Origin of the sequence: Streptomyces sp. NPDC058469 (genome assembly GCF_042721125.1) — a bacterium.
In the GTDB taxonomy this organism is placed as follows: domain Bacteria; phylum Actinomycetota; class Actinomycetes; order Streptomycetales; family Streptomycetaceae; genus Streptomyces.
On sequence record NZ_JBHXME010000129.1, the window covers coordinates 21976 to 32872 of the forward strand.

Sequence of the window (10897 nt, forward strand, 5' to 3'; positions counted from 1 at the left end):
GGGCGAGGTGGTTGAGGGAAGCCGGTGGGGCAGGCGGTTGAGGAAGCCGGGTGGAGCGAGGTGGGTCGGTGTCGGTCCGGAGGGGCCGGGTGGGGCGAGGTGAGGCGGGCGGTGCGGGTGGGTCGAAGTCGGTCCGGGGGAGCCGGGAGGGGCGGAGCCGGTCCGGAGGGAGCCGGGTAGGGCGAAGTAGGTCCGGGGAAGCCGGAGTTGGCCGGTCGGGACGTGGTCTCAGCGGGAGGTGTCGAAGACCTCGTCGCGGGTGGTTGCCAGTGCGCTCTCCAACGCGCCGCGCAGCACGGGGTGTTCATGGACGTCGCCGACGACGAGCCGGGGCCGTGACGCCGCCAGCTCCTCCAACTCGGCCTGGACCAGGGCACGTAGAGGTTCGCCGCCGGCGGCCAGCGAGGCACCGCTGAGGACGACGAGTTCGGGGTCGAGCACGGAGACGAGCGAGGCGAGACCGGTCGCGAGGTGGGTCGCGTAGATCTCCAGGAGCCGCCGCTGTGGCCCGCTGGTGTGGTCGGCGGCGGAGGCGACGAGGGCGGCGGCGACCTCGGCGTAGGGACCCGTCGGGATCTCGGTGATGCCGAGTTCGCGGGCGAGTTGGGGCAGGGCCTGCGAGCCGGCCAGTGCCTGGTAACCACCGCTGTTGGCCTTCGTCACCTGGCGGACCAGGGGCGCGCCCGGCACCGGCAGGAAGCCGACCTCGCCCGCGCCGCCGGTCCAGCCGCGGTGCAGCCGGCCGCCGAGGACCAGGGCGGCGCCGAGACCGCCCTCGTTCCACAGCAGCACGAAGTCGCCGTGCCCGCGGGCCGCGCCGAGCCGCTGCTCCGCGATGGCGACGAGGTTGACGTCGTTCTCGTACTCCACCGGCATCGGCAGCGCGGCGGCGAGTTCGTCGAGGAGCGCGGGGGAGTGCCAGCCCGGCAGGTGCGAGGCGTACCGCAGCCGGCCGGTGTTGGGGTCGAAGGCGCCGGGGGTGCCGATGACGAGGCGGTGGATGTCGTCCCGGGCGAGCCCGGCGGCTTTCACCGCACCGTCGAGGGTGTCCGTCACCTGCCGCACGACGGGCTGGGCGGGCCGCCGACCCGGGGTGGCGAGCTCGAACTCGCCCACCGTGCGGCCGGTGACGTCGGCGACGGCGGCGCGGATGCGCTCCGGCGTGACGTCGAGCCCGGCGGCGTACGCAGCACTCGGATTGACCACGTACAGCTGGGCGTTGGGGCCCGGACGCCCCTCGCTCGTGCCCGTGGCGAGGACGAGCCCCGCCGCTTCCAGCCGGGCCAGGAGCTGCGAGGCGGTCGGCTTGGAGAGGCCGGTGAGCTTGCCGATCCGGGTGCGGGACAGCGGGCCGTGCTCCAGGAGGAGGTCAAGGGCGGCGCGGTCGTTCATGGCGCGCAGGACGCGGGGGGTGCCCGGGGTGCCGGTGCCCGGGGTACCGGAGGTTCCTGCCATGTCTTACGCCACCTGCCTTTCGAACTCCCGAACCACACAGCGTGTCACGTGATCACTGTTAGGAAAGTTTCCAATTGGGTGGGAGGAACGTAAGCCCGGGGCGAAGGGGGCGTCAATAGAGACCACCCCCGAGGCAACAGAGTCGTTACCTGCGGGGGCGGTGGGTGGTGCGGGTGTTACGCGGTGTCCTGCTCGGTGTCCTACCGGACGTCGATGTAGTCACCGGCGGCGGTGGCCGCGCCGGTGGTCGCGGTGCCCGCGAAGACGTAGCGGAAGTAGCCGTCCTTGGCCGCCTTCACCGTCGTCTTCAGGGCGCCGCCGGTGCTGGAGGTGACCGTCTTGACGGTGGCGTACGTGTTCGACCCCTTGGCGCGGAACTGGAGCTTGGCCGGCTGGGACACGTAACCGGAGTACTTGCCGGTCTCCCAGTTGGCCCGGGTCAGGGCGCCGGTGACCGTGATGGTCCTGCCCTTCTTCACCGGCTCGGGGGAGGCGTTGACGGTGAGCTTGGCGGCACGCTGGATCTTGGCCTTGCCCTTGTTGCCCCAGGCCGCGAAGTCGGTCGACATGCTGATCTTGTCGTCCGAGTCGTCGATGTCCACGTCGGAGTGGGCGTAGATGCCGCCGACGTTCCAGGTGGTCGCGTCGGCGGTCTCGTACAGGCTGTCCTCCGGGTCGATCGTGATCGTGTCGGAGCAGGACTGGGTGACGGTGGTGTCCGTCGTCGCCGTGGTCGTGCACGTCGTCGACATGTCGCTGTCGAGCTCGTTGTCGAAGTCGGAGAGTCCGCCGCGGTACAGCATGATTCCGATGAACGTCTTCCCGTCGTCGACGGTCAGACCGGCGGGCCGCGTCACCGAGTACGTCACGGGCACCTTCACCGTGGCGGTCGTACCGACGACGATCACCTTCCCCTTGTTGACCGTCACCCCGCTGAAGACCAGGTCCGGCGTAGCGGCCTGCGCGAGCGGCGCGGCCAGACCGGTCAGGGCCAGGGCACCGGTCAGGGCGGCGCCGATGGCGAACTTTCTCATTCGTGTCCCCACATTCGAAACGGACCCCTGGGCGTTGCGCTCCAGAACAAGGGCCCGTCGTGGGGCGACCTTAGGCATGGCGAGCCTGCGACGAAAATGAGTTGAGCCTGTGAAGGTGATCGCATCACGGCTTCGTCACGATGGGTAAAGCCGCAGGTGGGAGCGGGTGGAGGAGATTCATCTGATCTGCCGGAATTGCGAGCCCTGTTGAGCGCTTTTCGGCCGCTACGGCTCCGCCCCCGAGGCCGATTCGTGATGTGGGCCGACCTGTCCTGCCAGCCGCCTCACAGGCTTTTGACTTTTGATCAGCGGCGTTTGCGGGGCCGGTGGATCCAGGGAACGGGGTGCGGGGCGTGAGGGTGTTGGTGGGGTGCTGGCGGGAGGCGGCGTGTGCGGTCGCCGTACCCGTGGTGATCCGGGTCGGCTTCGAACTCTGGGACCGGGGCGGCCTCGCCTGGAGTGCGGCGGGCGAACTGGCGGCGACATGGGCCGCCGCGAGCGTCGTATGGGCGGCCGTGGCATGGCTGTCGCTACGACGCCGGGCGCGCAGGTCGGGTATCACCCTCACCCCGGACGCCCTCGCCGACCGCCAGACCCGCCAACTCCGCGTGCTACGGCCCTCGGTGGGCTGGTCGGACCGGATGCGCACGGAGTTGAAGGCGTCGGATCGCGCCTCGGTCACGGCGGAGAAGGGGAGCGAGGAGATCTGGTTCCACTGGCGCCCGGGCCGCCGTAGTCGCACGGTGTGGGGCTCGATCGCCTTCGACGAGGGGGCGGGGACGGTCGTGCTCGACCTTCGCGACGAGGAGATGTCCGCGGGGCTGCGGAAGGGGTCGTCGTTCGTCGCGGTGTGCCAAGTGGCCGGGGTTCTGGGGCTGGCGGGTGTGGAGGGGGAGGCGCTCACGCCGTAGATGTGGAGGGTGAGACGCTCACGCAGCGCATGCCGTCGATCGCGATGTCCAGGAGTCGACCTGCCTGTGTGTCGTCGTCCTGGCCCTCTGTCGCGAGCGAGATGGCGCTGATGAGCGTGAGCATGTCCTGGGTGCGGATGTTGGGACGTACCGCACCCAACTGTTGTGCTTCGCGCAGGAGTTGACCGGCCGCGGTGGTGATCGTCGCTACGCAGTCGTCGTCCTCCTTCAGCAGGTCGGCATCCCTGCCGTCGTGCAGCAGTGAGGCGGCGAGGCCGCGGCTGGCCGCCGCGTAGGCGTTGAAGTCCCGTAGCCAGGAGAAGAGCGCGGTGCCTGGTTCGCTCGTGAGGGTGTGCTCCTCGGCCCTCGCGCAGAGCGCCTTGACGCGGTCGTGGAAGACGGCTCGCAGGAGGGAGGCCCGGGAGGGGAAGTGCCGGTGCAGGGTTGCCGACCCCACGCCTGCCTGGCGGGCGATCTCCTCCAGTGAGGCGCCGGCTCCGTGTGCCGCGAACGCCTTCTGGGCGGCGGCGAGGATGAGGTCGTAGTTGCGCCGGGCGTCCGCTCGTAGGGGCCGTCGTGCCGCCTCGCCGACCACGTTGACCTCCTGCGCTTGATAAATGGGGTGGCTCTCCGGTTATGGTAGCCGACAGGAAGTGGGGTGCCACCCCACTTCCTGTCCAGAGGGATGGCCGGAGAGCCGTGACCAGGGGAGATCGAACATGCGTGCTGTGCAGTACGACCGTTACGGCCCGCCTGAGGTGCTGCGTGTCGACGAGGTGCCCACGCCGAGTCCCGGGCCGGGGGAGGTGCTCGTCGAGGTGCACGCCGCGAGTGTGGACGCGGGGGAGATGGCCTTCCGGGCGGGCAGGATGCGCTGGATGACTCGCGCGGGTCTCCCTCGCCGCACGGGCGGCGACTTCGCCGGGCGGGTGGTGGAAGTGGGGGCCGGGGTGAGCGCGTGGAGGACCGGGGAAGCGGTGTGGGGACTCATGCCGCACCTCACCTTCGGGGCCATCGCGGAGTACGTCGCCGTACCCGAGCGGCGACTGGCCCGAGCGCCGAAGAACCTGAGTCTGCTCGACGCCGCCGCGTTTCCGGTATCGGGCACGACGGCCCTGACCGCGCTGACGGACAAGGCTCAACTCGCGCCCGGTGAGCGGCTTTTGGTCCGGGGCGCCGCCGGGGGTGTGGGCAGCATTGCCGTCCAGCTGGGCAAGGCGCTGGGTGCGCATGTCACGGCCCTTGCGGGGGCCCGCAATGTCGACTGGGTTGCGGAACTCGGTGCCGATGTTGCTTTGGACTACGGCACGACCAGGCCGGAAGACCTGGGCCGCTTCGATGTCATCGTCGACGTGGTCGGTACTGACCTTGGCGCCTACCAGGCCCGGCTCGCTCGGCGGGGACGCCTGATCGCGCTGGCCTTCGACCCGGATCGCATCGTCACGTCGATGCTCGGCACGGGGCTGCGGGCCGCGGTACGGCCCCGCCGGATCAAGCTCTTCAGCAACGACCCGTCGGCCGACCGGATTGCTGAACTTGCCCGGTCTGTCGAGGCGGGGAATGCGCGGCCCGTGATCGACACGGTGTTTCCGATGGCCGACATTGCGGAGGCGCACCGGAGGCTTGAAGCGGGCGGTGTGCGGGGGAAGTTCGTGATCGATGTGCGGGGGGCGTAGCGGGGTTGCCTGGTGGCAGGGCGAGTTGAGTGTTGCGGTGAACTTCGGCCAGGTGGTGGGTCTTCGAGGTTGGGCGGTGAGTGGGACGCTCGGCGCCAAGGGGTGGGGTGCGAAAGTGTGACACTCGGCGCGAAAGTGTCACACTTTTTTTGGGATGGGTCTCCTCTGGGGGAGGGCAACGGGCCTGCTGCGCAGGTGACTCAGGCGTGGAGTGGGCGCGCTGGGGTCGGCTGAGGCGGCGTCGGTCAGTGCAGCATCGTTGTGAACTTCGTCCAGGTGGTGGGGGTCAGGCGGAGGATCGGGCCATCGGGGGTCTTGGAGTCGCGGATGGCTATGGTGCCGGGGATGTTCTGGGCGACTTCGAGGCACTCGCCGCTGCCACTGCTGTAGCTGGACTTCACGAAGTCGAAGTCGTTCATCACTGCATGCCCTCGCTGATGCTCTCGATCAGGCTGAGCGAGTCCTTGGGGGCCAGGCTCAGTCGTGCCGTGCGTTCGAAGAACGAACTGTACGTCGAGCTTTCGGCGTCGTTCTCGACCCAGACGGTAGCCGCGATGCTGTCGACGTGGACCACGTCCACCGCCTCGGTCTCGGCGAAGGAGATGATGTTGAACGAGCCTGCCATGCATGCGTGGCCGCCGGCCCGGAAGGGCAGCACCTGGAGGCGGACGTTGGGGAGTTGAGCCGTCTTCAGCAGGTTCTGCAACTGCGCGCGCATCACCTCGGGGCCGCCGACCTGCTGCCGTAGCGCGCCTTCTCCGATCACCGCGTAGACCTGGAGTGGCTCGGGCGCTGACAGGCGAGCCTGACGCCTCATGCGGACGTCGACGAAACCCTCGATCTCGTCGGGGTCCTGCCACAGGCCCTCGCTGACGACCACCCCTCGCGCGTACTCGGGTGTCTGCAACAGGCCGGGTACGAAGGCCTGTTGCCAGGTCCTCACGCGGGTCGCCACATCCTCCATCGCGATGTACTCGGCCATGGCCTCTGCCTGCGGCGAGTGCTGCCACCATCCCTTGGCCTTCCGGCGCTCGCGGTCGAGTTTCGCCAACTCCAGTAGCCGGGCTACGGATTTCGACTCCGCCAGCCCGTAGAACTCGCACAGCACCCGGATGTCGGGGTCCCGCATGGGTACCCAACCCCGTTCCATCTTCACGATCTTCGAGTTGGTCGCGCTGATGGTCTCGGCGGCCTGTTGCTGGGTTTTTCCGGCGGCGTCGCGCAGGCGCAGCAGCTCGCTACCGAGCTTGCGTCCCAGCACGGTTGACGCCCTGTTTCCCAGTTCAGCTGATCGGTTCACGGCCCAAGTGTCGCTCTGTCGCCGTCATGAGTCGACGACTTTCGAGTGCGGGAGACAATTGTCTCCGAACGACTTGTGCCTGAGCTAACTGGATCGCTACGGTCGGTGCTCATCAGCTAACTCTGCGGCGCTCATTGGTGAGCCAACCGCACACGGAGGTGTGCCATGACCGAACCCCCCACTGCCCGCGACGCCGACCCCGTCCCCCACGAAGACCGCCTCGACTACACCCCCCTCGCCCGCAGCGTCACCCTCGCCCGACGCCGCGCCGCAAGGCTCGTCACCGAGTGGGGACACCCCGCCCTCGCCGGTGATGTCGCCCTCGTCGTATCCGAGTTGATGACCAACGCCCTGCTGCACGGCAGCCTGCGGGACCGGCTGATCCGGGTACGGATCACAGTCACCGGCACCGCCCTTCGCGTCGAGGTCAGTGATCCGCGCGGCGAACGGTTGCCGAGCCCGTGCTCAGTAGGGGACACGGATCAGTTCGGTCGGGGATTACTGCTGGTCGGAGCCCTGGCTCACCGCTGGGGATGCGAGCCCCGTTCCGTCGGCAAGACCGTGTACGCGGAGTGGGTGCTCGGGGCCGACCCTGCCGTGGGCAATCCGCTCGTGGGCGTGAGGGAGTGACGGGAATGGCGTTAGCGTGGGCACGTGCCACAAGGGCGCTCGATGAGCGGAAGGGGCGGCCGATGACCATGCCGTACGCGGAGGGGGACACTCCGCTGATCCCCCGTCCCGACCTCACGCTCGCGGCACTTCGGCAGGCCGTGGCCACCGTCGTTCCCTCCCGCCTCCCGGAGTTCTTCGAGGACGTGCAGAAGGCGTTCGTGCGGGCCGGGGACGAGGACAGTGTCGTACCGATCCGCATGTTCTACCGGGAGTGGGGCGTGGTCGTCGAGATCGAACGCCACCCGGAGACCGCACGCCGACTGCACGCCGCCGAGCAGGCGATCAACAGCGCCGACCCCGCCGTACGCGACCGTGCCATCCGTGAGGCCGGGGAGATCGTACGGGCGGCGCACCGCGAGGTCGCGGGTGGCTGACTGGCGCTGGGAGCCGTTCCAGGCCGACCTGCTGGACGGACTCCCGGATGCGGCACGCGCCGAGACGGAGCGGCTGGCCAACGAGATCGCCGTACGCGAGTCCATGGTCTTTCTGGAGGGCGCCGCCTATACCGGACCCGGTCCCGGAGTACGTACCGAGAGCCGTGGGCTGCTGATGCTCACCTATCTGACGGACGTGCGTGGAGAGCGGATCGTCGTGGTTCAAGTGGGCTGGTTCGGCTAGCGGTTCACCGATTGCGCGACGGTGACGAGCGGGGGCAACAGGTGAGCGAGCAGTCCTGGTACGGCGTCCGGTGTGTGTTCCGGCACCGTGAACTGGGGGTCTACGAGGAGCGGTTGACCCTCTGGCGGGCGTCCTCGCTCGACGAGGCGATCAGCCGTGGGGAGTTGGAGGCGCGCGAGTACTGCGCGGACCTCGACGGCGTCGAGTACGCCGACTTCGCCGAGGCGTACCGGATGTTCGGCGAGCCGGGAGAGGGCGCCGAGGTCTTCTCCCTCATGCGGGAGAGCGGGTTGCCTGCCGGCGACTACGTGGGGCGGTTCTTCGCTACGGGGGCGGAGCGCGCCGGGGCCTGAGGCGGGCCCGTGGTCTCGGGCTCAGTTCTCCAGGAAGGGTGCCGTGTCCAAGGTGGGGTACGGGGCCGGGAGGACGAGGGGATTGCCCAGGCCGACCTTGGACTCGGCGTCGTAGTACGCCTCTTTGGGATCGTCGCCGGGGAGGACGGGGGCGGTGTAGCAGTGGGCCGTCTTTGTGTTGCGGTTGATCAGGACGAAGACCGGGACTCCGGCTGCGGCGTAGGTGCGGAGCTTCGGGCCCGTGTCCGTCTCGTGGTTGGAGGAAGTGACCTCGCCGACCAAGGCGATCATGTCGATGGGGTACCAGCCCCTGTGGGCCTTCAGATATGAGTCGTCGAGCTCGCTCGGCCTACGGCGGCGGACGTAGAAGTCCGGGATGAGCAGGGCCATCGTGGTGCCGTCCTTGTGGGCTGCTCGGTAGCCGTTGCCCATGCCCACCAGGCGGTGTCCGGCGACACGGAACTGGAAGAACAGTTCCCCTGCGCCGTCGTTGTGATTGTCGTTCGGTGCCGGTGGCACGATGGCCATCCCCTCGACGTACTCGGGTCGAATCGGCGTCGTCGACGCCTCCTCGATCGCGATCAGCAGATCGATGGGGTCCTGCTGCGTCATGACCGGCTCCATGATGGGTTCGGCGCTCATCGATGCTTCTCCCTCGTCACGCTGATGCCAGGCTACGCCCGTGCTGGGTGCCCCGGCAGAACCATGGGCCGTCCGGTGGGCCTATGACCTGGGATTCGGCACGCGTTCACTCGAACGAGTGTGCTGAACCGTTCCGCCCCCGTCAGAACCGATGCCCGACCCCGTACGCCCCTCCCGTACGCCCCCTACGACTACCGCGCCCCCGGCCGCTGCGGAGCAATAGGCGAAGTAGCCGCCACCTGAGGCGAATCCGAGTTCGAGTACACCGACGGTGCCGCGACCGCCTCCGTCGGGTCCGCCGTGTCGTCCACCGGGTCCGCCGTCGCGCCGCCGACGATGCGGATGTTCGCCTCGTCGAAGGCCCGCTTGACCCGCCACCGCAGCTCGCGTTCGACGCTGACCGACTTGCCCGGCATGGTCTTGGCGGAGAGGCGGACGACCATCGAGTCGATCAAGACGCTGTCCAGGCCCAGGACCTCGATCGGGCCCCAGAGGAGCTCGTTCCAGGGCTCCTCCTTGCTCATCCGCTCCGTGACCGAGTCGAGGGTGGCCTTCACGCGGTCCAGGTTCTCGGACGCCTTGACCGTGACGTCGACGCCGGCCGTCGCCCAGCCCTGGGAGAGGTTGCCGATGCGCTTGACCTCGCCGTTGCGGACGTACCAGATCTCGCCGTTGTCGCCGCGCAGTTTGGTGACGCGCAGGCCGACCTCTATGACCTCGCCGGAGGCGACGCCCGCGTCGATCTGGTCGCCGACGCCGTACTGGTCCTCAAGGATCATGAAGACGCCGGAGAGGAAGTCCGTGACCAGGTTGCGGGCGCCGAAGCCGATCGCCACGCCCGCCACACCGGCGGAGGCGAGGAGTGGGGCCAGGTTGATCTCGAAGGTGGCCAGCACCATCAGTGCCGCTGTGCCGAGGATCACGAAGGACGCCACCGAGCGGAGGACCGAGCCGATCGCCTGGGAGCGCTGGCGGCGGCGTTCCGCGTTGACCAGGAGACCGCCGAGCGCCGTGCCGTCCACCGACTCGACCGTTCGGTTCATCCGGTCTATCAGCTTGGTGATCGCCCGCCGCACCGTCATTCTCAGCACCGTCGCGATCACCACGATCAGCAGCACCCTGAGACTGATCGCCAGCCATGTGGACCAGTTCTGCTCCACCCAGCTCGCGGCGTTGGTCGCGCTCTCCTGGGCGTCCTGGAGCGAGGGCACGGTCACCGCGGTCCCCGAGGGGGACGGAGACGGCGACGGCGTGGCGGCGGCCAGTAGGACGGCGGACAAGGACACAGCAGGTACCTCCAGGTGCGGTCCGCCCCCGGCGCTGCGGTCAAGGTCGTACACGTCTTCGTACACGCGGTTCTAGGTCACGAATAGGTCACCGTAGGGGCAGGCACACCACACTATCGGGGCATCGTGTGTGGATCGTTGCCATGTTCAGGGGAGAGGCTGTGCTCAGCCGGGAATGAACAGGTGGGACGAACCCACACCCGTCCCGGCCCCGCATCACATGTGGTCGAAAACACTCCCAGCCCGTTACCGGGACATGGTGGCGCTTCCACCAGGCATGAGGGGAGACTGACTACAGATCGTCCCGGCGCGAGCCACGCGCCGCCGACGCACAAGGAGGCATCCGTGCCGCATGTCCTGGTCCTCAACGCGTCGTACGAGCCACTCGGCGTCGTACCGCTCCGCCGCGCGCTCGTCCTCGTCCTGGAGAACAAGGCAGTCTCCCTTGAGGAATCCGGCGCCTTTATGCACAGCGCAACCGTCACTGTCCCCGCACCCAGCGTGGTCCGGCTCAAGCGATTCGTACGGGTTCCCTATCGGGGGCCCGTTCCTCTTACCCGCCGGGCGCTGTTCGCGCGCGACGGGGGCCGGTGCATGTACTGCGGTGGCGTCGCAACCAGCGTCGACCATGTCATTCCGCGCAGCCGCGGGGGCAAGCACGTCTGGGACAACGTGGTGGCGTCCTGCCGCCGCTGCAACCACGTGAAGGCCGACCGACACCTCTTCGAGATCGGCTGGCGGCTGCGCCACAAACCCGCCCCACCCACCGGCCTGGCCTGGCGCATCATCGGGACAGGCCATCGGGACCCGCGCTGGCTGCCGTACTTGCAGCCATACGGCGCGGAGGACGCGATGGCCCGGATCGACGGCATCTCCGCCTGACGATCCGGGCTTTTGTGTACCCCCATGTACGGCGGTACGGAGTCGTCCGCCCCGGCAGCCCCCCGTGC

Annotated in this window: 14 protein-coding genes; 7 read left to right on the top strand and 7 right to left on the bottom strand. The window is 68.8% G+C overall.

Annotated elements, in window-relative coordinates; genetic code table 11:
- Positions 1 to 228: 228 nt before the first annotated feature.
- Both ACFWP5_RS38515 and ACFWP5_RS38520 read right to left on the bottom strand, forming a co-directional pair.
- Positions 229 to 1455, bottom strand: coding sequence for an ROK family protein (locus tag ACFWP5_RS38515; RefSeq protein ID WP_384167796.1), 1227 nt, complete (start codon positions 1453 to 1455; stop codon positions 229 to 231).
- A 200-nt stretch (positions 1456 to 1655) separates the two neighbouring features.
- The gene (locus ACFWP5_RS38520; protein WP_384167798.1) at positions 1656 to 2489 is read right to left on the bottom strand and encodes a hypothetical protein; all 834 of its coding nucleotides are present in this window, start codon (positions 2487 to 2489) and stop codon (positions 1656 to 1658) included.
- Positions 2490 to 2842: 353 nt separating this feature from the next.
- Between ACFWP5_RS38520 and ACFWP5_RS38525 the strand changes: the two genes are divergently transcribed.
- Positions 2843 to 3400, top strand: coding sequence for a hypothetical protein (locus tag ACFWP5_RS38525; protein WP_384167799.1), 558 nt, complete (start codon positions 2843 to 2845; stop codon positions 3398 to 3400).
- Here ACFWP5_RS38525 and ACFWP5_RS38530 read toward each other — a convergent pair.
- Positions 3390 to 3995, bottom strand: a complete 606-nt coding sequence (locus tag ACFWP5_RS38530; protein ID WP_384167801.1) for a TetR/AcrR family transcriptional regulator — start codon at positions 3993 to 3995, stop codon at positions 3390 to 3392. The genes ACFWP5_RS38525 and ACFWP5_RS38530 overlap by 11 nt on opposite strands.
- A 124-nt stretch (positions 3996 to 4119) precedes the next feature.
- Between ACFWP5_RS38530 and ACFWP5_RS38535 the strand changes: the two genes are divergently transcribed.
- The gene (locus ACFWP5_RS38535) at positions 4120 to 5076 is read left to right on the top strand and encodes an NAD(P)-dependent alcohol dehydrogenase (RefSeq protein ID WP_384167803.1); all 957 of its coding nucleotides are present in this window, start codon (positions 4120 to 4122) and stop codon (positions 5074 to 5076) included.
- A gap of 245 nt (positions 5077 to 5321) precedes the next feature.
- Here the strand turns inward: ACFWP5_RS38535 and ACFWP5_RS38540 are convergent, their stop codons facing one another.
- On the bottom strand, positions 5322 to 5495 hold the full coding sequence (locus ACFWP5_RS38540) for a DUF397 domain-containing protein (RefSeq protein WP_384167805.1): 174 nt from the start codon (positions 5493 to 5495) through the stop codon (positions 5322 to 5324).
- The gene (locus tag ACFWP5_RS38545; RefSeq protein WP_384167822.1) at positions 5495 to 6334 is read right to left on the bottom strand and encodes a helix-turn-helix domain-containing protein; all 840 of its coding nucleotides are present in this window, start codon (positions 6332 to 6334) and stop codon (positions 5495 to 5497) included. Before ACFWP5_RS38545 ends, ACFWP5_RS38540 begins: the two co-directional genes overlap by 1 nt.
- Before the next feature lie 207 nt (positions 6335 to 6541).
- Between ACFWP5_RS38545 and ACFWP5_RS38550 the strand changes: the two genes are divergently transcribed.
- From ACFWP5_RS38550 to ACFWP5_RS38565, 4 genes are all read left to right on the top strand, one after another.
- Positions 6542 to 7006, top strand: coding sequence for an ATP-binding protein (locus tag ACFWP5_RS38550; protein WP_384167807.1), 465 nt, complete (start codon positions 6542 to 6544; stop codon positions 7004 to 7006).
- Between the two features lie 62 nt (positions 7007 to 7068).
- Positions 7069 to 7422 (top strand): hypothetical protein, encoded by a 354-nt coding sequence (locus tag ACFWP5_RS38555; RefSeq protein ID WP_384167810.1) that lies wholly within the window; start codon positions 7069 to 7071, stop codon positions 7420 to 7422.
- Entirely contained in the window at positions 7415 to 7666 is a 252-nt protein-coding gene (locus ACFWP5_RS38560; protein ID WP_384167813.1) for a hypothetical protein, read from the top strand. Before ACFWP5_RS38555 ends, ACFWP5_RS38560 begins: the two co-directional genes overlap by 8 nt.
- 41 nt (positions 7667 to 7707) lie before the next feature.
- Positions 7708 to 8019, top strand: coding sequence for a hypothetical protein (locus ACFWP5_RS38565; protein WP_384167816.1), 312 nt, complete (start codon positions 7708 to 7710; stop codon positions 8017 to 8019).
- A gap of 21 nt (positions 8020 to 8040) precedes the next feature.
- Here the strand turns inward: ACFWP5_RS38565 and ACFWP5_RS38570 are convergent, their stop codons facing one another.
- Together ACFWP5_RS38570 and ACFWP5_RS38575 are read right to left on the bottom strand one after the other, a co-directional pair.
- Positions 8041 to 8661, bottom strand: coding sequence for a Uma2 family endonuclease (locus tag ACFWP5_RS38570; protein WP_384167819.1), 621 nt, complete (start codon positions 8659 to 8661; stop codon positions 8041 to 8043).
- Between the two features lie 191 nt (positions 8662 to 8852).
- Entirely contained in the window at positions 8853 to 9947 is a 1095-nt protein-coding gene (locus tag ACFWP5_RS38575) for a mechanosensitive ion channel family protein (protein ID WP_384167825.1), read from the bottom strand.
- A 345-nt stretch (positions 9948 to 10292) separates the two neighbouring features.
- On the opposite strand from ACFWP5_RS38575, the gene ACFWP5_RS38580 reads away from it, so the two are divergent.
- Positions 10293 to 10829, top strand: a complete 537-nt coding sequence (locus tag ACFWP5_RS38580) for an HNH endonuclease (RefSeq protein WP_020116449.1) — start codon at positions 10293 to 10295, stop codon at positions 10827 to 10829.
- Positions 10830 to 10897 lie beyond the last annotated feature (68 nt).